This window comes from Tenacibaculum sp., from assembly GCF_048269885.1.
In the GTDB taxonomy this organism is placed as follows: Bacteria; Bacteroidota; Bacteroidia; order Flavobacteriales; family Flavobacteriaceae; genus Polaribacter.
On the sequence record NZ_JBLWTZ010000023.1, the window covers coordinates 7,535 to 31,224 of the forward strand.

The following is a 23,690-nucleotide window of genomic DNA, read 5'->3' on the forward strand; positions in this document are numbered from 1 at the left end:
ATAAAAAGGATTAAAGACAAGTAGAACGTTACCAAATAGCATTTAGGACGTAGTTGTGTTGAATTTTTGCAAGAAAGGGAATTAAAACTTAAAATCTAAAAAACAATCCGTTGGTAATGACCATTTCCTTACTAAATAGCTTTTTTACACAGTTATTACTATACCACGGATTAAAAGACAAATCGAAAGCTTCAGTTGCTAAAAACTTAGGAGTAAACCCGTATTTTGTGGACGACTACGTAAACGCAGCTCGTAACTACCCGATGCGAAAAGTATCTCAAATTATTGCTTTATTACGTGATGCCGATGTAAAAAGCAAAGGAGTAGGAGCCAACCAAACCCATGCCGATATTTTAAAAGAATTATTGTTTAAGATGTTGCATTAACGGTCTCGGCTATGGGTAGTCGCGTGAGTTAGTACTTAACTTCGTAAGTATAACCAAACTGAAAATCCTCGTGGATTTTCAGTTGTATGTCAGTGTAAGCAATTACTTATAGCCATTGTTATGCTTTCGGTTTTTACGCATCAAGTTTATTTACCATTATTTGATATAAATTTAAAAATTCGTCTTCATTTCCGTCATCCCAAGTTAGTTTTAATTCGTCAAATGTTAAATTGGGATATTGTTTTTCAGCTACACTTTTCCCTCCAAGTCTCGCTCTAATTTGAGAATCTGGATGATTTTTACATAAATTTTTAGCGTGTTCAAAATCTCCATAGGCTAATGCACTACCAGGAACAAGTCTTTCTAAGGCTGTTGGATGAATATAATTTTCCAATAGACGTTTTTTAGTTACCAAAAAATCTACATTGTTAGTTAATCCATAATTTGTTAAAGCTGTATAATTTGGTGATATCTGTGCTGCGCTTTCTTTATCACTATCTAAAAATATAAAGAAAGGTTTCCCTAATTTAGTGAAAAGGTCAAGGTTAACCCAATGCTTAACTTCTCCACAACCACCAATCGGAATTATGTTTATACTTAGCTCTTCGAATGTATTGTCAATAAGATTGTTCTCTTTGTAAAGATTTGCTTGGTGATGCATAGCTATTACATCGCTAATTCCCTCTACAAGAAAAAGTAATCTTGATGTTGAAAATAAAGGTGTGAATGTGTTATCAGGTTTAATTCCCAAGTCAATAGCTAAAGTTTTATAATCGATGTTCGTTTGATTGACTGTGTAAATGTTTTCAGGATTCGAAATATGAATAATATTCTCCTTTTTAGTGTTTCCTACAATTGTTGGTGAGTGTGTTGATGTAATTACTTGATAACCATTCCCAGTAAGGGAATTTAATTTGTCGAATAAGTTTTCTTGTGCTGATGGATGTAGAAATGTTTCAGGCTCTTCGAAACCAAAAATAATTTTTTGACTTTCCACAGTTTTACTTGTTTCTGCTAGGTATTCAAAATATGACATCATTGTGATTCTTCTAAACCCATCACCTCTAGAACTTAAAGGAATTTCGTCGCCTGATGAAGTACTGACAAACGAGGTTTTTATTAATTTACTCCAATCAAAAGATACTTTAGGTTCTACTTTTTCTGTTGATTTAACAACATCATTTATTTTATCTGTTACTTTTTCTAAAACTTTTTCTAATTGAGTTCTTACAGAGGTTTCAATTAAATCGGTGTCAACTTCTTCCTTAATAAGGTTAAAAGCCATATCCTTAAAATAATTCTGTATTGCAGTATCTGTGTCAGATAAAGAAGTGTCAGCTTTAAAATATTGGAAAGATGGCAAAGCTTTTTTTATTGAATCTCCAATTGCCTTGATTTTTGTCTTACCAGAACTTGGTATTTCGATGTATTGGTAGTCAAACTCTACGTTATTTGCTTGATTATATTCTCGAAGTTTTTCTCTTTTTTCTACGTTGTTAAATTCTTCTCCATTTCCTTTTGAAGTATCAATTCCATTAGCATTGCATTGAGCCATTAATTGTGCTTCAGTTTTGAATACAAAATCTGCATCCCCATTATATTGTTTTCGTTTTATAAAAGTTTTGGGTTTAGATATGTTTTCTCCATTTTTCGTCCATACTTTTCGCCATACCAGCAATCCATCCTCATTTGTCAATTCCTCATTTTCAATTGTAGTTAAAATTTCTTCTCCCAATTTGAATTCTTTATATTTACAATCAAATAGTAATTCAATAATTAAGTTGGTTTCTTCTGTTGAAACATTGAAGTCAGAAATTAATAATGTTTTATTATTCAAAGCAGCATCAATAGCTAATAATATTGTTGATTTTCCAGCATCATTTTGTCCTACAATTGCATTGAATAAATCCAAGTCAACACTTGCTGTTCCGTTTATTCCTTTGAAGTTTGATATATTAACTTTCTTTAAAATCATTTGATTGGTTTAAATTGATTGATTATGTTCTTTAAGCTGAAGCATAACTCGTTTTATCTCAAACTTTAGTTCTTTTATCCCAATAAAAACATGGGATACCATAAAGTATAGCAATTTTTATATGCTATCAAATATATCAAAACCAATACTTTACCTAAAATAAAGTTATCAACGAGTTGTTGTTGTTTATTAACGTAACTATAAGAACGATTTGCTCTTACAATTCCTGCGAACCTAAAAAAATACCTATACATATTCTTACGGAATCCCATAAGTTCAATTATTTAGGTAATAAAAGTAGTTTTAGCTATCATAAAAGCTTGAGTGGGTCGCTGGTATCACGGCATGCTCCGAAGACACCACGGCACGGGTCGTTGATATCACGGCGCGCTCCGAAGACACCACGGCATGGGTCGCTGATATCACGGCATGCTCCGAAGACACCACGGCACAGGTCGCTGATATCACGGCATGCTCCGAAGACACCACGGCACAGGTCGCTGATATCACGGCATGCTCCGAAGATACCACGGCACGGGTCGCTACTATTACGGCATGCTCCGAAGACACTAGGGCACGAGTCGCTAATACTACGGCTATAGATAAATGAATAGCACTCGTAAAAAAGTTGACAGCGGTGCTAGCCGTATCCTTAAATCCCAACAGATTTTACAAAACGCTCTCGGAGAAAACATTAAAAAAGGTCAAGAAAAAGCTACCAACCAATGCTTAAAAGTAGAATTTTGTTAGTTGTAGTATGAGTAAGCAGGTGTATATAGTATTGGTTTTTACCTTTAAAGAACACTAGAAAGCGTCATCTCGATTGAAAAGAAGGAACTCATTAAAGTGAGTAACTCCTATTGTTGAGATGTCTCATCATCCATACTTTATGCTATCGACATGACAGCCTATTGATTTTAGTTAATTTATAAAACTCAGGTTATACCAAAATTTTATCAATGGTATACACCATTTTTGTTAATTTCGCCGCTTAAAATTATTTGTATGATTACGGTAGATCAATTAACGGTTGAGTTTAGTGGTAATACCCTGTTTAGCGACGTTTCGTTTGTAATAAACGAAAACGATAAAATTGCCTTAATGGGTAAAAATGGCGCAGGAAAATCCACCATGATGAAAATTATAGCAGGAGTTTCTAAACCTACTAAAGGAGGCGTTCGAAGTCCGAAAGATACCGTAATCGCTTACTTACCGCAGCACTTGTTAATGGAAGACAACTGCACGGTAAAAGAAGAAGCATCCAAAGCATTTGCATCTATTTTTGCTATGAAAGCCGAAATGGACGACCTCAACAAACAATTAGAAACCCGTACCGATTACGAATCGGACGATTATATGAAAATCATTGAGCGTGTATCAGATTTAGGAGAAAAATACTACGCGTTAGAAGAAATAAACTACGAAGCAGAAGTAGAAAAAGCTTTAAAAGGCTTAGGATTTAAACAAGAAGATTTTGAAAGAGCCACCTCAGAGTTTAGTGGAGGTTGGCGTATGCGTATTGAGCTGGCGAAAATCTTACTGCAAAAGCCCGATTTAATTTTGTTAGATGAGCCTACCAACCACGTAGATATCGAATCGGTAATTTGGTTGGAAAACTTTTTATTAAACAAAGCCAAAGCGGTGGTAGTAATTTCGCACGATAAAGCGTTTATTGATAATATTACCAACCGAACCATTGAGGTAACGATGGGAACTATTCACGACTACAAAGCCAACTACTCACACTATTTAGAGTTGCGTAAAGAACGTCGTGCACATCAATTAAAAGCTTACCAAGAACAACAAAAGTTTATTGCTGATACCAAAGCATTTATCGAGCGTTTTAAAGGAACCTATTCAAAAACGAATCAAGTAGCTTCGCGTGAACGAATGTTAGAGAAATTAGTTCCTGTAGAAATAGATGAGGTAGATACTTCAGCCTTAAAACTACGTTTTCCACCATCACCACGTTCGGGAGACTATCCTGTAAAAGTGGAAGGATTAACGAAGCAATACGGAGACTTAACCGTGTTTAAAGACGCAAGTTTCTCGATAGCTCGTGGAGAAAAAGTATCGTTTGTAGGAAGAAACGGAGAAGGAAAATCGACCATGATTAAAGCCATTATGGGAGAAATTGATTTTGAGGGAGAATGCGGGTTGGGACACAACGCCAAAGTAGGATATTTTGCACAGAATCAAGCGTCGTTGTTAGATCCTGAATTAACCATTTTCCAAACCGTAGATGAGGTTGCTGAAGGAGATATCCGAACGCAAATCAAAAATATATTAGGACGTTTTATGTTCTCAGGAGATGATTTAGAAAAGAAAGTAAAAGTACTTTCTGGAGGAGAGAAAACCCGTTTGGCAATGGTAAAGCTATTGTTAGAACCTGTAAACGTGTTGATTTTAGATGAGCCTACCAACCACTTAGATTTAAAATCAAAAGAAGTCATTAAAGAAGCTTTATTACACTTCGACGGAACGTTGATTTTAGTATCACACGACCGTGATTTCTTACAAGGATTGTCTCAAAAAGTATTTGAGTTTAAAGACCAACGTGTTATAGAACACTTTGAAACGATTGATGCGTTTTTAGAGCGTAACAACATCAAAGCGTTAAAGGAAATAGATTTGTAGTCACCCCGACTGAAAGGAGGGAGCTCATTAAAGTGAGTAACTCCCATTGTTGGGAGTTCTCGTCGCTCATAAAATCGCGCTGTCGAAATGACGAGAAGAGGAGAGGTTTAATTAAGCCCGCAACACTTCTTGTATTTCATACCGCTATCACAAGGACAAGGATCGTTTCTGGAAATATCCAGGCGTTTTAAATGCAGGTTCATGTCGTCCATATCTTGTTTAAAGATTTGTTCTAATAAGCGGTAAAGCTCAGGATGCTTTCTAGCTAGTAACTTCGGACGCTCAAAAAAGTATTCGCTTGCTACTGAGAAAAACTCTGCCTTGTTAGTCCCGCCATACGGATTGATATCGGAAGCGTCGTTGTATATTTCTTCAATTTTTTTGTTGATTAAATCTACCCACGGAATGCTGTATTGCTTTTCTAATAATACATGTGGTATACCGTCAATATTACAATCTAACTTGTCAATTAAATGCACAAACTCATGAATGGCAGTATTTTTTTTATCGGTTTCATTTTCAAAACCTAGGTGTAAAGCAGGTTTCGATAAAACCATTTTTCCTTCTAAATACCCGTTACCTACCATTCCTAAAATTCTTCGGTTGTCTCCTTCGGTTTCAAAATGCTCGTTGAACATAGCGGGGTATAAAATGATTTCTTTGATATTAGGATAACGCCATTCAGGAAAATTAAAAACAGGAATTACAGCACTGGAAGCTATCAGTAATTTATCGGTAATTGTAACCGTAACATCAACACCAATAACCTCGTGATTTAACAGGAATTCAAAAACTTTAAACTCAAACAATTCTTTTTCATCAGGAGTGAGTGCGTTGTAAAAAGCGACCTTTTTAGTCAAAATAACTTTCCACTTATTTGGAAAAGGAGTTGTAGGTTGTTTCCATTTAGGTGTTGAGGTGTTTTTTTTGAATACAAGAAAAATACCTACGAGTATAAGTATAGATAAATAAGTCATTTAAAATAGCGTTGCGACGACTAGTAATTTTTTTCAAATATATAAAAATAGGGTAGAGTACAAGCGTCATTGCGAACTTTTCGGCTGTTGTTTAAGACAGATTAAAATGAAGTAATCTGTATATCGTGTAAGGTGCAAAAGATAGTCGTGTCGTTCATTTCGACTTCGCTCAATGAGCTTTCTCGCTATGACATCTCGATTATCGTCATTCCGACGATAGGAGAAACCGTAAGGTTTAGCGGAGCTAAATCTCTTCAAGGTGAGTAACTCCTATTCTTGAGATTTCTCGTCGCTTATAAAATCGCTCTGTTGAAATGACATTTTATTTATCGTTATTGTGAGGGAAACGAAGTAATCTTCTTTAGTAATGATATTTAAGTTTTTGGTTTTAAGTATTTTGTAGTCATTTGTTTGTTTTGTTGGGTGTTTGTTAAAAAACAAGTACTTGTTTTTTGTGAATGTTAAAATTCATGTTGTTTTATTGAATTATTTGTAAATAAGATTTGAAATATATACATTGACAGCAAGATTAATGTATTGTATTTATACATACCCCTTAATTAGTAACCTTAAATTCCCCAATAATATGACTACAAACTTAAATTTTCAGACTGTAGCAAAAGAACAAATCAAGTTCTTAAAATTTCCAAAAGAAGAGGTGTTAAACAAAAAGAAAGCAATGGTAAATCGTTTTTTAGATTTACAGCGAGTTCTGTCTTTAGGAAACTTAGAAAGAGAAAAGGTACAAATATTTTTTATGGATACGGATGGCTTAAAAAAAGTAGAAACTACTGTTTGGGGTATTACTGATACTTCAGTAATACTAAAACAAGCAACCATTATTCCGTTAGAAAGAATTGTAAAAGTAGCATAAAAAAAGCCCTCGAAATTTCGAGGGCTTTCTTGTTGTTTATAGTTAAGCTTCCGCTTCCATATAATCTTCAATAGGATTACAAGAACAAATTAAGTTACGGTCACCAAAAGCATCGTCTACACGGCGTACTGAAGGCCAAAACTTATTGTCTGCAATATAGTCTAAAGGAAATGCTGCTTGTTTACGTGAATATGGTAAGTCCCATTCATCAGCAGTTAACATTTCTTGTGTATGTGGTGCATTTTTAAGCGGGTTGTTAGGGGTTTCCTTACTCGCTTCAGCAATCTCTTTTCTAATAGAGATTAACGCATCACAAAAACGGTCTAATTCAGCTACCCCTTCCGATTCGGTAGGCTCTACCATAATTGTTCCCGCTACAGGGAAAGATACCGTAGGTGCGTGGAATCCGTAGTCCATTAAACGCTTCGCGATATCAGTAACTTCAATTCCGTTTTGTTTAAACTCACGACAATCTAAAATCATTTCGTGAGCTGCACGGTTCATTTCACCTGTATATAAAGTGCTGTAATGTCCGCTTAAACGCTCTTTAATATAATTTGCGTTTAAAATAGCATTCTTAGTAGAATTTGTTAATCCGTCAGCACCTAACATAGTAATGTATCCGTAAGAGATTAAACATACCAATGCAGAACCCCAAGGAGCTGCTGAAATAGCCGTAATGGCATTATCACCACCAGTAGCTACTACTGGATTAGTAGGTAAAAACGGAACTAATTGTGGTGCTACACAAATTGGTCCAACACCTGGTCCACCACCACCGTGAGGAATTGCAAATGTTTTGTGTAAGTTTAAGTGACAAACATCGGCACCAATGGTTGCAGGGTTTGTTAATCCTACCTGCGCGTTCATGTTGGCACCGTCCATATATACTTGTCCGCCATTATCGTGAATAATTTGCGTAACTTCTTTAATAGCCTTTTCATATACCCCGTGAGTAGATGGGTAGGTTACCATTAAAGCAGCCAAATTATCAGCGTGTTTTTCAGCTTTAGCACGTAAATCTTCTACATCGATGTTTCCTTTTTCGTCAGTTTTAGTAACAACCACTTTCATACCTGCCATAACCGCCGATGCAGGGTTCGTTCCGTGAGCTGATGCAGGAATTAAACAGATGTTTCTGTGGGTGTCTCCGTTTGCTTCGTGATAGGCTCTAATAGTCATTAATCCAGCAAATTCACCTTGTGCACCAGAGTTAGGTTGCAATGAAGTACCTGCAAAACCAGTAATCACATTTAATTGATTTTCAAGGTTGCTTAACATGATTTGGTACCCTTCTGCTTGGTTTAATGGAGCAAATGGATGAATGTTTCCCCATTGAGGATTACTCAATGGTAACATTTCAGAAGCAGCATTTAATTTCATGGTACAAGACCCTAAAGAAATCATTGAGTGATTTAATGCTAAATCTTTACGTTCTAATTTTTTGATATAACGCATCATATCAGTTTCAGATTGATACGTGTTGAATATGTCGTTATCTAAGAAAGAAGTTGCCCTTTTTACGTCTGCAGGAATTACATCTGCTGAAGTAAATTCAGTAACTAAAATATCTTTGATATTGAATGCTTGTTCGAAACAGTCAACAATTTCGTTGATTTCTTTTAAACCTACTGTTTCGTTTACAGAGATTGAAACATGCTCTGCATCGATGTAGTTAAAGTTGATTCCGTTTGCTTCAGCTACTGGACGTAACTTGTCTGCTTCAACTTCCACTAAAATTGTATCGAAATAAGCGCTGTTTTTTTGTTTGAAACCTAAATCGTTTAACGCTTTTGCTAAGGTTGTAGTGCTTGTGTGTACACGATCTGCAATGTATTGTAAACCATCTTTACCGTGGTATACAGCATACATACCTGCCATAACCGCTAACAATACTTGTGCAGTACAAATATTTGAAGTTGCTTTTTCACGTTTAATGTGTTGCTCACGTGTTTGTAATGCCATACGTAACGCACGACCACCGTCAACATCTTTGGTAACTCCAATAATACGACCAGGAATACTACGCTTGTATGCTTCTTTAGTAGCAAAATATCCAGCATGAGGGCCTCCGTATCCTAAAGGAATACCAAAACGTTGTGTAGTACCTACAACAACATCAGCACCAAATTCAGCAGGAGCTTTTAACTTTACTAACGATAAAATATCAGCAGCAACCGCTACTTTAATGTTATTTGCGTTACAGTTAGCAACGAAATCGGTATAATCATATACTTGTCCGTGCTTACCAGGGTATTGTACGATAGCACCAAAGAACTCTTCTGAAAAATCAAAATCTTCGTGGTTGCCAACAACTAATTCAATTCCGATAGGAATAGCGCGTGTTTGTAATACCGATAAGGTTTGTGGTAAAATTTCTTCTGAAACAAAGAACTTGTTTACGTTGGCTTTCTTTTGTGCTCTTTCACGAACATCAAATAACAAAGCCATCGCTTCTGCAGCTGCAGTACTTTCATCTAATAATGAAGCGTTAGCTAACTCCATTCCTGTTAAATCACAAATCATAGTTTGGTAATTTAACAAGGCTTCTAAACGTCCCTGTGCTATCTCAGCTTGGTAAGGAGTATACGCAGTGTACCATCCTGGGTTCTCTAAAATATTACGTTGGATAACACTAGGTATAATGGCTTCGTGATATCCTAAACCTATATAGCTTTTAAAAACGTTGTTTTTTGCCCCTAATTCGTTAATGTGATTAAGGTATTCGTACTCGCTCATAGCAGGAGCTAAATCAAGCTCTTGTTGTAAACGAATATCGTCGGGAATAGTTTCGTAAATCAATTGGTCTAAACTCTCAATGCCAATTGTTTGAAGCATTTGATCCTGATCTTTAACACGAGGACCTATATGCCTAAGTTGAAATGAATTTGTGTTCATTATTGTGTTGTTGTTTTTCGTGCCTCAAAAATAGTGAAATTGGTTGATTTGATACTACATATTTTTTTGTTAAAAACAATATTTTATTAACCAAAACAGCTGGTTATAAACAGAAAAGTTATTTTTGTTAGATGAACCTTTTTAAAAAAGTACTCGATTTTTATATAAACTCTAGTATTCATGTAGCCTTAGCAGTGTTTTCTTTGTTTAGAATTACGGAATTATATTTTGGTTTTTCGTATGATGAATCACTTGGTTTTTTTGTGTTTTTTGCGACAATTACTGGATACAATTTTGTTAAATATGCAGGAGTAGCCAAGCTTCATCACCGAAGCTTGACTAAAAACTTGCAAATCATTCAAGTATTTTCGTTAATCTGTTTTTTGCTAATGTGTTATTACGCATACTTATTGCCGCTAAGAACGTTCTTGTTTTTTATACCTCTAGGTGGGTTAACGTTTTTATATGCAGTCCCTTTTTTAAGTGGATTCCAAAAAAACTTACGAAGCATTGGGTATTTAAAGATAATCGTAGTGGCTTTGGTATGGGCAGTAACTACGGTTTTATTACCAGTATATGCTAGCGAAACTTCTTTTACAACTGAGGTGTATTTGTATGTAATACAGCGTTTTTTATTAGTAATAATCTTAATCCTCCCTTTTGAGATTAGAGATGTGCAATACGATGCTATTTCTTTGCAAACAATTCCTAAAAAAATAGGGATAGAAAACACTAAAAAGTTTGGGGTTGTTTTGTTGGGGGTGTGTTTGGTGTTGGAGTTTATGATTAGTCCGAATACTCATTTCCGAACTGTTTTTTTAGTATTGTTTACTGTATTACTATTTCTGTTGATGAGAGCAAAAACAAATCAGTCTAAATACTATAGCTCTTTTTGGGTTGAGGCAATTCCCATTTTTTGGTGGTTGTTTTTGTTGGTTTAAGATTGAAGCTTTTAGTAGGTATTGAAATCTAAAAAGTAATAGCTTATAAGCAGCGTGTTTTTTATAGTTAAAAACTGAAACTTAAGGGGTTTGTAATAGGTGTTTTTAAGAAAACCTTTGTACATTCGTTGGCTTAACAACACAACAACAAAAACACAAATTGAGTAACATGAATTTAGTAAAACGAAATTTCGTTTTCGATTTCGATAGCACACTTACTAGTGTGGAAGCATTAGATGTTTTAGCCGAAATCACCTTAAAAGAGAGTCCGAAAAAAGAGGAGATTATTCAAGAGGTAATCCATATCACGAATCAAGGAATTGATGGGACTATTTCTTTTACTGAGTCCTTAGAAAAACGCATTCAGTTATTAAGTGCTAAAAAGTCCGATTTACCTTTATTAATAGAAGAATTAAAACAAAAAGTATCTCCTTCTATTGAAAGAAATAAAGAATTTTTCGAAAACTTTTCGGAAGATATTTATGTGATTTCAGCAGGGTTTAAAGAATTTATAGATCCCATTGTTGCGGAGTATAACATTCCGTCGGAAAGAGTATATGCCAATACTTTTGAATTTGATAAAGACGGAGTAATTGTTGGGTTTGATACTGAGAACCCATTATCTAAGCACAATGGAAAGATAGATTGCTTACAATCCTTAAATTTAGAAGGCGAAGTACAAGTAATTGGAGATGGTTATAGTGATGCCGTTACCAAAGAAGCAGGTGTTGCTGATACTTTTTTTGCCTACACAGAAAATGTATCGAGAGATAAAACCATAGCAAATGCCGACCATATTATCCCAAATTTAGATGAATTTTTATACGTAAACAAATTGCCTAGAAACCTATCATACCCAAAGAACAGAATTAAGATATTATTATTAGAAAATGTACACCCTGATGCTTTTACAAAGTTAACAGGGGATGGTTTTTCTGTAGAAACTGTTTCAAGAAGTTTGTCGGAAGATGAATTGATTGAAAAACTTACAGACGTCCATGTCTTAGGAATTCGTTCTAAAACACAAGTAACGCGTAAGGTAATTGAAGCTGCTGAAAAATTAATGGTGGTATCTGCTTTTTGTATTGGAACGAAGCAAATTGATTTGGAGGCGTGTAAAGAAAACGGAGTAGTAGTTTTTAATGCGCCATACAGTAATACGCGTTCGGTAGTTGAATTAGCCATTGGTGAAATTATTATGTTAATGCGTAGTGTGTTTCAAAGAAGTACAGAAATTCACAACGGTGAATGGAATAAAACAGCACAAGGTTCAAGAGAAGTGCGTGGTAAAAAGCTAGGAATTGTTGGATACGGAAACATTGGAAAGCAATTATCTGTGTTGGCAGAAGCTTTGGGAATGGACGTATATTATTATGATGTAGAAGACAAATTAGCTTTAGGAAATGCTACAAAACTAGATACTTTAAAAGAGTTATTGAATATTTCAGATGTAGTAACCTTACATGTAGATGATAATTTGGCAAATAAAAACTACATAGGTAAGGAGGAGTTAGCTGAAATGAAAGATGGGGCTCATTTGGTAAATCTTTCTCGCGGATTTGTAGTAGATATCGAAGCATTGGTAGATGCGTTGAAAACTGGCAAGCTTGCAGGGGCTGCTGTAGATGTATATCCTGAAGAGCCAAGAAAAAATGGGGAGTTTTATACTGAGTTAAAAGGTTTAGATAATGTAATTTTAACTCCGCATGTTGGAGGAAGTACAGAAGAAGCGCAAAGAGATATTGCTGATTTTGTTCCGAATAAAATTATGGCATATATCAATTCTGGAAATACGGTAGATGCGGTTAATTTCCCAAATATTCGCTTACCTAAGCATAAAAATGCACATCGTTTTTTACACATTCATAAGAATGTCCCTGGAGTAATGGCGAAAATCAATAAAGTATTGGCAAAATATGAATTGAATATTACTGGGCAGTACTTGTCCACTGACGAAAAAGTAGGATATGTAATTACTGATGTTGATAAAGAGTACAATCAAGAAGTGATTACTAAACTTAAAAAAGTAGAAGGAACTATTAAGTTTAGAGTGCTGTATTAAAAAAAGTATTCTGAGTAATTTATAAAATTCAAGGTCTACATTTTAATGTAGACCTTGTTTTTGTTAGTAATTACTTCTTTAAAGTAAAAAAGTAAACCCAAGCTATAAAAAAGAATTGTAAAGGAATTCTAAACCACAAATAAAAAAGTCCTTTTCCGTTATAAGCACCTGTTTGATAATTCAAGTTTTCTAAACTAGCTTTTATGTTTGCAGGGAGTATCAATAGTAAGAAAAAAATAAGAACCCAAGCAGTTATTTTTTGGTAGTTTGGTAATAGTAAGCCTATAGCTAATACAACTTCTAAAACTCCTGTTAGCAATACCAAAGTAGGTTTTAAAGGAATACAATTCGGAATCATTTTGCTCATACCTTCAGTAAAAAGAAAATGTCCTAAAGCGGTAAATAGTAGCATGGCACACATGGCTATTCTGGCAGAAAGCAGGTAATTGATGTTTTTTAAAATAAGTTTTTGTATTCCTATGGAAATTATAAAAGTTACGAGTAAAATAAATAATGGTTTCATTGCCTAAAAAGTTTATTCAAAATTGAAGAAACTTTTAGATGGAATCAATGAACTTAGGTTAATAAATTCGCTTTCTAATTCTACTTAGTGCTTGGGGAGTTACTCCGATATAAGACGCTATATATTTTAAGGGGATATGTCGAATTAATTCGGGTCTTTCTTGAAAAAGGTTGAGATATCTTTCTTCAGGTGTATTGTTTAATAAGGAAAGCTCTCTTTTCGATTTTAGTAAAAATAAATTCTCCGCGTTTTTCCTTCCTATTTCATTGCCAATGGAGGTGTTTTGATAAATGTCTTCTAAATCATTAAAAGATAATCTCCACAGAATAGCAGGAGTTAGAGTTTCAATGCTATATTCAGAAGGAGTTTGTGTTAAAAAAGAATCATAAGCACTGATAAAACTGTTTTTAAAAACAAACCCAAAAGTTACATCATTTTCAATTTTAGGAATAAATAATCTTAAAATTCCTGTTTCAACAAAAGAAAGATAGTTTTCAGTGGTTCCTTTAACTAATAAGGTTTCCTTTTTCTGAAGTGTCACTTTTTGGAGTTTAGAGCAAAAATAGTTTGAATCCTTTTCAGAGGTGTCAGCAAAAGATTGTAAAAGTGTTTTTATTTGTTCCATATTTTATAAACTATCAAAGTCACTTAAATTCTGTTCTATAATATTGGCGCCTTTTTGTAAAATTTGAATATAACTTGTTACGTTCTCCATTTTAAATCTACTTAAAGGTCCAGAAGCACTGATTCCTGCAATCACTTTTCCTTTGTTATTATAAATTGGTATAGCAATACATACCAAGCCTAATTCTGATTCTTCTATGTCTAAGGCAAATTTTTGTTGTTGAATTTGTGCTAATTCCTTTTTGAATTTTGAAGTAGAGGTGATGGTGTTTTTGGTAAAAGGTCTTAGAGTAACCGAATCTAGAAAGTCTTCTTGTGTTTCTGGTGAAGCAAAAGCTAGTAATAATTTTCCAATAGCACTTCCATTAATGGGAGCATAAGAGCCTATAGAAGTACTTATTTTAAGTCCTTGTAAACTATCAGCCTTATTAATGTGTAGCACTTGCTGCTCTTTTAAAATGCCCAATAAAACCGTTTCTTGAATTTCTAAGGCAACCTTTTGTATAGGTATATTGGTTAAGTGTCTAAGGGATTTGTATATAGAAACACGATTGCCCAACTCAAATAACTTGCTCCCTAGCTGGTATTTTTCATTCTCGTTTTGCAGTACAACATTCAACGAAACTAAAGTACTTAGTAATCGGTATACGGTACTTTTGTTATAGCCTGTTTTAGCAGCCAATTCTCTAACGCCCCATTCTTTTTTGTCATTGGTAAAAGCATCTAAAACAGCAAACGCTTTGATGATAGACTGGTTTAAATTTTTAGAATCTGTATTCATTTTCTTAAAAAAATATTGACTAATATAATAAAAATGGGTAAGTTTATAAAACACCGTTTTAATATGTGAAACACTTTAAGTTTTATTTTGAGATTAAAATAAAGTATCTTTAGTGTTTTTGAAATGGTTTTTAGAAATATAAATAAGTATGTATAAACCAACACTTGATTACGCACAACAGTTAGATAAAGAAGATAAAATAGCGCACTTAAGAGCGCAATTTCATATTCCAAAAGACAAGGATGGAAACGACTGGTTGTATTTTACAGGAAATTCTCTTGGATTACAGCCCAAACAAACGCAACAATACATTCAACAAGAATTAGACGATTGGGCAAAATATGGAGTAGAAGGACATTTTGAAGCTCGAAACCCATGGATGCCATATCACGAATTTTTGACAAATTCGATGGCAAATATAGTAGGAGCAAAACCACTAGAAGTTGTGGTGATGAATACCTTAACAACCAACTTACATTTGTTAATGGTGTCGTTTTATCAACCGACTAAAACAAAGTATAAAATTGTTATAGAAAGCGATGCTTTTCCTTCGGATAGATACGCGGTACAATCACAATTAAAATTTCATGGATTTGATACAGAAGAAGGATTGATAGAATGGAAACCTCGTGAAGGAGAAGAGTTGTTGCGTATTGAAGATTTAGAGAAAATTGTAGATGATCAAGGTGATGAAATTGCTTTGTTGTTGATTGGAGGAGTGAATTATTATACAGGGCAGTATTTAGATATCAAACGTATTGCAGAAATAGGACACGCAAAAAACTGTATGGTAGGGATTGACTTAGCACACGGTGCGGGAAACATTTCGCCAGAATTGCATGATAGCGGAGTAGATTTTGCAGCTTGGTGTACCTATAAATACTTGAATTCGGGTCCGGGAAGTTTAGCAGGGTTATTTGTACATGAAAAGCATGCACATAATAAAGAATTACCACGTTTTGCAGGTTGGTGGAATCATAACAAAGAAACTCGTTTTAACATGCGTCAACCCTTTGATGTGATGCCAGGAGCAGAAGGTTGGCAGTTGTCAAATCCGCCTATTTTATCAATGGCAGCCATTAGAGCTTCGTTAGATATGTTTGAAGAGGTAGGAATGGCAGCATTAAGAGCTAAATCGGAAAAATTAACAGGCTATTTTGAATATCTAATCAATCAGATTGATACCGATAGAATTAAAATAATTACGCCATCTAATCCGAAAGAAAGAGGGTGTCAATTATCTATCCAAGTGCAGCATGCAGATAAAAGTTTACACAAAAAACTAACCGAAAACAATATCATAACCGACTGGAGAGAACCAGATGTAATTCGCTGTGCTCCGGTGCCAATGTATAACAGTTTTAAAGATGTATACAGAATGGTTGAAATTTTAAAAACATTATTATAAATGAAAAAAGTACTTATTGTTTTCTTAGTTCTATGTAGCTTTAGTAGTATAGCTCAAACCAAGTATCAAAAAGATTTTGATTATCTGTGGAGTATGTTTGATAGCTTCTATGCTTACTTTGATCAAAAACAAACAAATTGGGATGAGGTAAAAAAGATTTATCAAAAAGAGGTAAAAAATGTTTCGGATGATTCTCAGTTTATTAGATTGATAGAGAATATAACGTACGAACTATACGACCCTCATACTGGTATTAATCGAAATTTAAAATCTTCATTCCGACTAATTCCAACATCAACCGATGCATGGATAAACATAAAAGATGGGAAGTATTATATAGCTGATATTAGATCGGGTTTTGAAATTGAAGAAACAGGATTGAAAGTTGGAGATGAATTACTTAGTATTAACAACCGTAAAATTGAAGATTTAGTAGAAGAGGTACTGCCAAAATCTTTTAAAAACCCAAAAGACGATGTAAAAGAGTTTTTTGCCAATTTGTGGTTTGCTGGAAAGCATAATGAAGAAAGGGTGGTTTTAGTGCTAGAAAATGGAAAAGAAAAACAATATAAACTAAACAAACCTACAGCTTTAAAAAAAGAAAACGGAACTTTAAGTTCAAGAATTATAAAAGGAAATATAGGATATATAAAGCTAAATAATTCTTTAGGGAACAATGAGGTAATTAAAGCTTTTCCTAACAAGGTAGATGAGTTTAGAGATACCAAAGCGATAATTGTAGATTTAAGAGATACACCAAGTGGAGGTAATACTGAAGTAGCTAAAAGTATTATGGGAAAGTTTATATCGGAAACAATTCCATATCAAAAACATGAAAAAGTAAGTTTAGAAAGAGAATTTGGTATAAAAAGAAGTTGGATAGAGTTGTTAACACCTTTAAAAAACCCGTATAAAAAACCAGTTATTGTATTGGTAGGAAAATGGACAGGAAGTGTAGGAGAAGCAATAGCACAAGGTTTTGATAACATAGAGTCTGCAACAGTAGTGGGAACTGAGATGGCAAAATTGTTAGGAGCTATTGAATGTGATAGGTTAACAAATACGAAGATTAATATATGTTTTCCTGTTGAAAAACTGTTTCATACAAACGGTACGCCAAGAGAGAAATTTATTCCTGAAGTTCATACGAAAACAAGTGAAGAAACATATAAAAAAGCGATTCAAATACTAAATGAGTAAAAAAGACAACATAGTAATTATAGGTGCTGGTTTATGCGGAAGTTTATTAGCACTTCGTTTAGCACAAAGAGGTTATAAGGTAACAATGTATGAAAGTCGTCCAGACCTACGAGTTACCGATATTTCGGCAGGACGCTCTATTAACTTAGCATTATCTGATCGCGGATTTAAAGCGTTGCGTTTATGTGGTGTGGAAGAAAAAGCACGTGAAATTTGTATTCCCATGTATGGGCGCTTAATGCACGATAGAGAAGGGAATACGTTTGCTTCTAATTACTCAGGTAGAGAAGGAGAGTACATCAATTCTATTTCAAGAGGAGACTTAAATGGGATTTTACTAACCGAAGCGGAAAAACACGAAAATGTAACCATACATTTTAATACAGAATGTACTTCGGTAGCTATTGAAAATACAGTAGCACATTTTAAAAATTACCATACAAAGGAAGAGTTTTCTGTAGATGGAGATGTGATTTTTGGAACGGACGGAGCAGGATCTGCATTGAGAAAAAGCTACTATTTAGAAAGAAAATTCTTGTTTAGTTATTCACAAAACTTCCTTACGCACGGATACAAAGAGTTAGAAATTCCTGCTGATAAATTAGGAAATCATCAAATAAGTAAAGATCATTTGCATATTTGGCCTCGAGGAGAGTATATGTTAATTGCGTTACCAAACTTAGATGGAAGTTTTACCGTAACCTTGTTTTTAAGTTATGATGAAGGAGAATACAATTTTAATAACTTAACTACTGAAGAAAAGATAACTGAGTTTTTTGAAAAAGAATTTTCAGATGCCTTAACGTTGATACCGAGTATTAAAGATGAGTTTATTAACAATCCGACTGGAGCTTTAGGGACTGTAAAATGCTCGCCTTGGCATTATCAAAATAAAACTTTGTTACTAGGAGATGCGGCACATGCGATTGTTCCGTTTTACGGACAAGGAATGAATGCGTCGTTTGAAGATGTAATGGTATTTGATAGGGTTTTAGATACACATGAAGGAGATTGGCAAGCGACTTTTAAAGCGTATGAAAAAGCACGTAAAGAAGATACCGATGCGATTGCTGATTTAGCCATTGACAATTTTTATGAAATGCGAGATCATGTAGCAAATCCATTATTTAAGCAAAAGAGAAAGTTAGAAATGGATTTAGAAAAGACGTTCCCAACAGAATATTTTTCAAAGTACTCTATGGTAACTTTTAATGAAGAGATTCCGTATGCAGAAGCGATGAAAAAAGGACGTGCGCAAGATAAAGCCTTGTTAAATATGGTAGCTCATCACGATTTAGATGCAATCACTGATTTGAATGAGGTGTTAAAAAAGGTGCAAGAAGAAACCAATGAGATTTTAGAAGAGGATAAAATTGCTGGATTTAGATAGTTGTTTACTGTAGCTCTCTTTTTAGTTTTAAAAGTTCTTGTTCTAAAAAAGAAAGTTTGTTTTCTATAGAGGTATTAAGGTCGGGAATTCTGTTAAAAAATACATATTGTATTTTCCATAATTCTTTAATATCTGTAATGGAGAATGTTTTATCGGGGATGTTTTTATGATTTGCACGTAAAGCTACAGAGTCGTTATCTATGTATAGCTTGCGTAGAATCAATTCGCTTTTAACAAGGGTAAGAGTGAGTTCTCCATTTTTTAAGTTCTTTATGGTGTTGTTTGGTGTAAACTCACCTATTACTATGTCGTTAGGGTATAATCCGTTATTGTGATTAGCCATTTCTAAATTAGAAACGGTATAAGCTCTGAGTTTTTTTTGAGAGTTAATAGGGAGTTGAATGTTGGGTAGATCATCAATAAAAGAAGTTTTGTTGTGGTGTTTTATATACTCTGTAATTGTCTTTTCGGTTACGCAGGGTATAGTGGTGAAGGTTTCTTTTGATAGTTTTTCGGTTTCTAGGGTTAAATCCTCTTTAAACTGAAGTAAGTTATTAACTGTGAGTTCTGAAGTTAGTAAGTTGTCTATAGGGATGCTAAAATAATTAGCAATTTTTATAATAGTGTCAATTTTTGGCTCGCTTCTACCTTCTTCATAAGCGCCTAATGTAGCTCTTTTAAGGTTGAAGAGTTCTGCAAAAGCTTGTTGGCTTAAGCGCTTAACACTTCTGATTTTTTTTATGTTTTTACCAAAAAATGACATATTTTGCTAATTTTATTTGCTAAATGTTTTTGTTTTTGTATATTTGAGCAAACAATATTAGCTAATTATTTTTGTTTTTGCTAATTTTTTTAGTTTAAAAATTAGTGGAGTAACCTTTAAGATTAAAAATTATTGAATTTATATTGCTAATAATATTATGTTGAGTGTCTTTGATTCTAGAAACTTTTTGTAATATTATCGCTTAAAAAGAATGCTATATTAACTAATCAAACTACTTAAAAATGAATACACATTTTAGTAAGGTAAAAGGATTTTTACTGGGGTTGAATTTCAATATAATAAAAGAAAATCAGGAAGAAGGTATTTTTGTTGTAGAGAAAGAAAACGAAGGAATTAAAAATTTAATTATAGGAGTTGCAAATCCAATTATAATTTTTGAACAATATATTTTTAAGATTAAAGAGCCTAATCATGAGGTTTTTAGGAGCTTGTTACAAAAGAATAGAGATATAATCCACGGAGCTTTTGTCTTGGATGAAAGTGGGGAACGTGTTATTTTTAGAGATACACTTCAACTAGAAAACTTGGATGCTAATGAGTTTGAAGCGACTTTGAATTCACTTAGTTTACTCTTAAGTGAATACTCAGATCACATTATTAATTTTTCAAAATATTAAAAAAAAATAGAGATGAATTTTTTTAAAAGACTTTTTAAAATAGGGCAATCAGAAGCAAATTCTGCAATAGATAAAATGGAAGACCCTATTAAAATGACAGAACAAGGAATTAGAGATTTAAAGCTGAATTTAGAAAAAAGTTTAGAATCCTTAGCGCAAGTAAAAGCGTTGGCCATTCGAGCTAAAAACGATGTGGAAGAGTTAACATTTAAAAGCCAAGATTATGAGCAAAAAGCAGTGCTAATTTTGAAGAAAGGGCAAAATGGAGGTATAGAAGTGTCTGAAGCAGATCGATTAGCAAAGGAAGCTTTGATGAAAAAAGAAGAAACCAATCATAAAATAGGATTGGTAAAAAAAGAAGAGGCTCAATTTAATGATTCAGTAAGTAAATTAGAACACAATATTCAGGAGATTAAGCAGAATATTAGCAAATGGGAAAATGAATTGAAAACATTAAAGGCAAGAGTGAAGGTTTCTAAAGCAACTAAGAATTTGAATAAACAAATGGCTGATATTGATAGTGCGAGTACTGTTGCTATGTTAGAACGTATGAAGGAAAAAGTACAACAAGAAGAAGCTTTGGCTGAAGCTTATGGGGAAATAGCAAAATCTTCTAAATCAATAGATCAGGAATTGTCTGAGGCAGCTGATGTTACTGAAACTACAGCAGAGGAAAGCTTGTTAAAATTGAAAGAAAAGTTAGGGTTAAACGATAAAGACGCATAGAATTGAACACTTTTACCGATATTATATTTTCATCAGTAAATTTACCTCTAACAATATTAGTAATTATACTATTACTATATTGGATAGTAACAATGATTTCTGGAATAGATTTCGATTTAGATGTAGACGTAGATATTGATGCAGATTTCGATATAGATACAGATTCAGGTATTGAAGGAGGAAATGCAGATTTTCATGATGTTTCAAATGCAGAAGTAAATAAAGAAGATGTATTAGGGAAGAAAAGAAAACCACTAAAATGGTGGCAAATATTTCTTATTTATTTCAACTTTGTTGGGTTGCCTTTTATGTTCACTTTCACTTACTGGATTTTTATTTGGTGGATTTGTACAGCATTTTCTACAGTTTTAACGGATAGTATAAATAATAGCTTTGGATTTGTGCTAATGTTAATAGGTTTTTTACCGTCACTATTCATCAACAAAATTTTTACAACACCGTTTAAAAGTTTTTTTAAGAACTTAAATCAGCACGGAGATTTACCGATAGATATAGTAGGTAGGGTAGGGATTTCTTTATCGAATATCAAAGAAAAAAAATTAGGTTCAGCTGAAGTAAAAGCAGCAGGAACTCATTTATCAATAAATATTAAGTCATTGGACGGGAGTCCAATACACTACAGAGAGCAAATTTTGATTATCAAACAGAGTCAAGACAAGTCTTTTTATTACGCACAATCATATATAAATTAAAAACAAAAACTTTTTAAAAAAAGAACTATGACAAACAGTTTATTACAAGTTATTGGAGTAGGAGTAGGTTTAATTCTATTCCTTATCATTCTATACTTTGCTATCATAGCAATGTTTTACAAAAAGGTACCACAAGGGCAAGCTTTGATACGTACAGGTTTTGGAGGAACCAAAGTAGCTACAGACAAAGGAATGTACGTAATACCGGTATTTCACAGAGTAGAAATTATGGATATTTCTGTAAAAAAAATCCAAATAGAACGTCTGGGAAATGACGGATTGCTTTGTAAAGATAACATGCGGGCAGATATAAAAGTAGCCTTTTTTGTGAGGGTGAATAATGAAGTAGATTTTATTAAAAAAGTAGCACAAACTATAGGTTGTGATAGAGCATCAGATATTTCAACACTAGAAGATTTATTTGAAGCTAAATTTTCGGAAGCCTTAAAAACGGTAGGGAAAAAATTTGAATTTACTGAGCTGTATGAGGCTCGTAGAGAATTCAGGGACGAAATTGTAGATATTATTGGAACCGATTTAAATGGATACACACTAGAAGATTGTGCAATTGATTACTTAGAACAAACATCAGTATCTTATTTAAAAGCAGACAATATTTTAGATGCCGAAGGGATTAAAAAAATTACTGAATTAACGGCTGCCCAGAATATCAAAGCAAATTTGATTAAAAGAGAAGAAGAAAAAACTATTCGAAAGCAAGATGTAGAGGCTCGTGAAGCTATTTTAGAGTTGGATAAACAATTAGCAGAAAAAGAGGAACAGCAAAAACGAGAAATAGCTAATGTTAAAGCTAGAGAAGAAGCTGAAATCTTAAAAGTAAATCAAGAAGAACTGTTAAAGTCAGAATCGGCAAGAATAGCAACAGAAGAAAAAGTACAAGTTGCTGAAGAAAACAAACAACGACAAGTTATTGTAGCAGCTAAGAATAAGTTACGTACAGATGTAGTTGAAACGGAAAGAGTAGAGAAAGACAGAATGTTAGAAGCTACCGAACGTGAAAGAATTGTTACATTGGCTCAAATAGAAAAAGAAAAAGTAGTTGAAGTAGAGAAGAAAAATATACAAGATGTTATTCGAGATCGTGTTACTTTAGAAAAAGGAGTTGTGGAAGAACAAGAGAATATGAAAGATATTCAGGCGTTTAAAACAGCAGAAAGAGAAAAGCAAGTTACCATTACATTAGCAGAAGCCAAAGCCCAAGAAGATTTAATTAAAACAATTAAAGAAGCCGAGGCACAAAAAGAAGCTGCAAAACAAAAAGCAGAAGAAATTAACATTGAAGCACAAGCACATAAAGAAGCTAGTGAAAAAGAAGCAGACGCTCGTAAAACATTAGCAGATGCAAAAGCAAAAGAAGAGGCTACTTTAGGAATGTCTGAAGCCCAAGTAATGCATGCTAAAGCAGATGCTAGCGAACGATTTGGTACTATGGAGGCACTTATTATTGAGAAGAAAGCAAAAGCAGAGGCTGTAGGAATTGAAGCAAAAGCGGAAGCGTTGAGAAAAGAAGGAATGGCTGAGGCGGAAATTATAAGAGAAAAAGCCTTAGCAGATGCAGCAGGAATTGAAGAGAAAGCAGCAGCAATGAAAAAATTAGATGGTGTAGGTAAAGAACATGAAGAATTCAAGTTGCGTCTAGAAAAAGATTTAAAAGTAGATTTAGCACATATTAACATCCAAAAAGATATTGCAGATGCGCAAGCTGATGTTATTGGGCAAGCTCTAAAATCTGCTAAGATTGATATAGTTGGTGGAGAAACGATGTTCTTTGAGCAAATAATGGGACAAATTACCAAGGCTAAAGGACTGGATAAGATGATTGAAAATAGTAGTAATTTACAAGAGGTAAAGGATGCTATTTTAAGTAGTGATGATGTGAAAGGTAACTTAATGGAACGCGTAAGAGATTTTGCTGTAAAATACGGGATTTCTTCTGATGATATTAAAAACTTAACAATCGCTAACTTGTTAATGACTCTAAAAGATAGAGCAACATCTGATGATGATCAAACACTTTTAGGAAATCTTTTTAGCCTGGCAAAAGGACTGGATATTTCTAATAAAAAAATGAGTTAGAATAGCACTTATCCGAGTATTGATTTTTCAATGCTCGGAATTTATTTTAAGTGTTTTAATATGAATTTTTAACTCGT

18 protein-coding genes and 1 pseudogene are annotated in these 23,690 nt (G+C 33.8%); 12 read left to right on the plus strand and 7 right to left on the minus strand.

The genetic code is table 11. The features are described from left to right. Positions 1–92 precede the first annotated feature (92 nt). Positions 93–386 (plus strand): annotated as a pseudogene (locus ACN0WY_RS14735) (DNA polymerase III subunit delta); the annotation flags it as partial. Between the two features lie 133 nt (positions 387–519). On the opposite strand, the gene ACN0WY_RS14740 reads toward ACN0WY_RS14735, so the two are convergent. Then, positions 520–2,361, minus strand: coding sequence for an ATP-dependent nuclease (locus tag ACN0WY_RS14740; RefSeq protein WP_417800851.1), 1,842 nt, complete (start codon positions 2,359–2,361; stop codon positions 520–522). A 1,005-nt stretch (positions 2,362–3,366) separates the two neighbouring features. Here ACN0WY_RS14740 and ACN0WY_RS14745 point away from each other — a divergent pair. Then, complete coding sequence (locus tag ACN0WY_RS14745; RefSeq protein ID WP_073181369.1) at positions 3,367–4,998, plus strand: ABC-F family ATP-binding cassette domain-containing protein; 1,632 nt, start codon at positions 3,367–3,369, stop codon at positions 4,996–4,998. Positions 4,999–5,105: 107 nt separating this feature from the next. Here ACN0WY_RS14745 and ACN0WY_RS14750 read toward each other — a convergent pair whose 3' ends face one another. Continuing rightward, complete coding sequence (locus ACN0WY_RS14750; protein ID WP_417800852.1) at positions 5,106–5,975, minus strand: zinc-dependent peptidase; 870 nt, start codon at positions 5,973–5,975, stop codon at positions 5,106–5,108. Between the two features lie 586 nt (positions 5,976–6,561). On the opposite strand from ACN0WY_RS14750, the gene ACN0WY_RS14755 reads away from it, so the two are divergent. Continuing rightward, entirely contained in the window at positions 6,562–6,849 is a 288-nt protein-coding gene (locus ACN0WY_RS14755; RefSeq protein WP_417800853.1) for a hypothetical protein, read from the plus strand. 42 nt (positions 6,850–6,891) lie between these two features. Here the strand turns inward: ACN0WY_RS14755 and gcvP are convergent, their stop codons facing one another. Next, positions 6,892–9,747 carry an aminomethyl-transferring glycine dehydrogenase gene (gcvP, locus tag ACN0WY_RS14760; RefSeq protein ID WP_417800854.1) on the minus strand — a complete coding sequence of 952 codons (2,856 nt, stop codon included), beginning with the start codon at positions 9,745–9,747 and terminating at the stop codon, positions 6,892–6,894. 131 nt (positions 9,748–9,878) lie between these two features. Here gcvP and ACN0WY_RS14765 point away from each other — a divergent pair, with 131 nt between their 5' ends. After that, positions 9,879–10,688, plus strand: a complete 810-nt coding sequence (locus ACN0WY_RS14765; RefSeq protein WP_417800855.1) for a hypothetical protein — start codon at positions 9,879–9,881, stop codon at positions 10,686–10,688. A 169-nt stretch (positions 10,689–10,857) separates the two neighbouring features. Continuing rightward, the gene (serA, locus tag ACN0WY_RS14770) at positions 10,858–12,750 is read left to right on the plus strand and encodes a phosphoglycerate dehydrogenase (protein WP_417800856.1); all 1,893 of its coding nucleotides are present in this window, start codon (positions 10,858–10,860) and stop codon (positions 12,748–12,750) included. A gap of 70 nt (positions 12,751–12,820) precedes the next feature. Here the strand turns inward: serA and ACN0WY_RS14775 are convergent, their stop codons facing one another. From ACN0WY_RS14775 to ACN0WY_RS14785, 3 genes are read right to left on the minus strand one after another with little or no spacing between them, the layout of a single operon-like run. Then, the gene (locus ACN0WY_RS14775; RefSeq protein ID WP_417800857.1) at positions 12,821–13,273 is read right to left on the minus strand and encodes a hypothetical protein; all 453 of its coding nucleotides are present in this window, start codon (positions 13,271–13,273) and stop codon (positions 12,821–12,823) included. Positions 13,274–13,331: 58 nt separating this feature from the next. Next, positions 13,332–13,898: a Crp/Fnr family transcriptional regulator gene (locus ACN0WY_RS14780; RefSeq protein ID WP_330487291.1), complete on the minus strand. Its 567-nt coding sequence runs from the start codon at positions 13,896–13,898 to the stop codon at positions 13,332–13,334. 3 nt (positions 13,899–13,901) lie between these two features. Next, positions 13,902–14,678 carry an IclR family transcriptional regulator gene (locus ACN0WY_RS14785; RefSeq protein ID WP_417800858.1) on the minus strand — a complete coding sequence of 259 codons (777 nt, stop codon included), beginning with the start codon at positions 14,676–14,678 and terminating at the stop codon, positions 13,902–13,904. A gap of 148 nt (positions 14,679–14,826) precedes the next feature. On the opposite strand from ACN0WY_RS14785, the gene kynU reads away from it, so the two are divergent. Genes kynU through ACN0WY_RS14800 form a run of 3 tightly spaced genes read left to right on the plus strand, consistent with a single transcriptional unit; the run spans position 14,827 to position 18,676 of the window. Next, positions 14,827–16,086, plus strand: coding sequence for a kynureninase (kynU, locus tag ACN0WY_RS14790; RefSeq protein ID WP_417800859.1), 1,260 nt, complete (start codon positions 14,827–14,829; stop codon positions 16,084–16,086). Next, positions 16,087–17,286, plus strand: coding sequence for a S41 family peptidase (locus ACN0WY_RS14795; RefSeq protein WP_417800860.1), 1,200 nt, complete (start codon positions 16,087–16,089; stop codon positions 17,284–17,286). Continuing rightward, a complete protein-coding gene (locus ACN0WY_RS14800) occupies positions 17,279–18,676 on the plus strand; it encodes an FAD-dependent monooxygenase (protein WP_417800861.1) in 1,398 nt (465 codons plus the stop codon). The genes ACN0WY_RS14795 and ACN0WY_RS14800 overlap by 8 nt, the downstream gene beginning before the upstream one ends. 4 nt (positions 18,677–18,680) lie before the next feature. On the opposite strand, the gene ACN0WY_RS14805 is transcribed toward ACN0WY_RS14800, so the two are convergent. Beyond that, entirely contained in the window at positions 18,681–19,439 is a 759-nt protein-coding gene (locus ACN0WY_RS14805) for a helix-turn-helix domain-containing protein (RefSeq protein WP_417800862.1), read from the minus strand. A 242-nt stretch (positions 19,440–19,681) separates the two neighbouring features. Here ACN0WY_RS14805 and ACN0WY_RS14810 point away from each other — a divergent pair, with 242 nt between their 5' ends. The 4 genes from ACN0WY_RS14810 to ACN0WY_RS14825 all read left to right on the plus strand — a co-directional run bounded on the left by ACN0WY_RS14810 (position 19,682) and on the right by ACN0WY_RS14825 (position 23,613). After that, the gene (locus ACN0WY_RS14810) at positions 19,682–20,077 is read left to right on the plus strand and encodes a molecular chaperone Tir (RefSeq protein ID WP_417800863.1); all 396 of its coding nucleotides are present in this window, start codon (positions 19,682–19,684) and stop codon (positions 20,075–20,077) included. Positions 20,078–20,089: 12 nt separating this feature from the next. Continuing rightward, on the plus strand, positions 20,090–20,803 hold the full coding sequence (locus tag ACN0WY_RS14815) for a PspA/IM30 family protein (RefSeq protein ID WP_330487284.1): 714 nt from the start codon (positions 20,090–20,092) through the stop codon (positions 20,801–20,803). Positions 20,804–20,895: 92 nt separating this feature from the next. Further along, positions 20,896–21,516, plus strand: a complete 621-nt coding sequence (locus ACN0WY_RS14820; RefSeq protein ID WP_417800864.1) for a hypothetical protein — start codon at positions 20,896–20,898, stop codon at positions 21,514–21,516. 27 nt (positions 21,517–21,543) lie between these two features. Continuing rightward, entirely contained in the window at positions 21,544–23,613 is a 2,070-nt protein-coding gene (locus ACN0WY_RS14825) for a flotillin family protein (protein WP_330487282.1), read from the plus strand. Positions 23,614–23,690 lie beyond the last annotated feature (77 nt).

Excerpts from the sequence above, each read along its gene's own strand:
- ACN0WY_RS14740 (WP_417800851.1), bottom strand. The coding sequence starts at position 2,361 with ATGATTTTAAAGAAAGTTAATATATCAAACTTCAAAGGAATAAACGGA.
- ACN0WY_RS14745 (WP_073181369.1), top strand. The coding sequence starts at position 3,367 with ATGATTACGGTAGATCAATTAACGGTTGAGTTTAGTGGTAATACCCTG.
- ACN0WY_RS14750 (WP_417800852.1), bottom strand. The coding sequence starts at position 5,975 with ATGACTTATTTATCTATACTTATACTCGTAGGTATTTTTCTTGTATTC.
- ACN0WY_RS14755 (WP_417800853.1), top strand. The coding sequence starts at position 6,562 with ATGACTACAAACTTAAATTTTCAGACTGTAGCAAAAGAACAAATCAAG.
- gcvP (WP_417800854.1), bottom strand. The coding sequence starts at position 9,747 with ATGAACACAAATTCATTTCAACTTAGGCATATAGGTCCTCGTGTTAAA.
- ACN0WY_RS14765 (WP_417800855.1), top strand. The coding sequence starts at position 9,879 with ATGAACCTTTTTAAAAAAGTACTCGATTTTTATATAAACTCTAGTATT.
- serA (WP_417800856.1), top strand. The coding sequence starts at position 10,858 with ATGAATTTAGTAAAACGAAATTTCGTTTTCGATTTCGATAGCACACTT.
- ACN0WY_RS14775 (WP_417800857.1), bottom strand. The coding sequence starts at position 13,273 with ATGAAACCATTATTTATTTTACTCGTAACTTTTATAATTTCCATAGGA.
- ACN0WY_RS14780 (WP_330487291.1), bottom strand. The coding sequence starts at position 13,898 with ATGGAACAAATAAAAACACTTTTACAATCTTTTGCTGACACCTCTGAA.
- ACN0WY_RS14785 (WP_417800858.1), bottom strand. The coding sequence starts at position 14,678 with ATGAATACAGATTCTAAAAATTTAAACCAGTCTATCATCAAAGCGTTT.
- kynU (WP_417800859.1), top strand. The coding sequence starts at position 14,827 with ATGTATAAACCAACACTTGATTACGCACAACAGTTAGATAAAGAAGAT.
- ACN0WY_RS14795 (WP_417800860.1), top strand. The coding sequence starts at position 16,087 with ATGAAAAAAGTACTTATTGTTTTCTTAGTTCTATGTAGCTTTAGTAGT.
- ACN0WY_RS14800 (WP_417800861.1), top strand. The coding sequence starts at position 17,279 with ATGAGTAAAAAAGACAACATAGTAATTATAGGTGCTGGTTTATGCGGA.
- ACN0WY_RS14805 (WP_417800862.1), bottom strand. The coding sequence starts at position 19,439 with ATGTCATTTTTTGGTAAAAACATAAAAAAAATCAGAAGTGTTAAGCGC.
- ACN0WY_RS14810 (WP_417800863.1), top strand. The coding sequence starts at position 19,682 with ATGAATACACATTTTAGTAAGGTAAAAGGATTTTTACTGGGGTTGAAT.
- ACN0WY_RS14815 (WP_330487284.1), top strand. The coding sequence starts at position 20,090 with ATGAATTTTTTTAAAAGACTTTTTAAAATAGGGCAATCAGAAGCAAAT.
- ACN0WY_RS14820 (WP_417800864.1), top strand. The coding sequence starts at position 20,896 with ATGATTTCTGGAATAGATTTCGATTTAGATGTAGACGTAGATATTGAT.
- ACN0WY_RS14825 (WP_330487282.1), top strand. The coding sequence starts at position 21,544 with ATGACAAACAGTTTATTACAAGTTATTGGAGTAGGAGTAGGTTTAATT.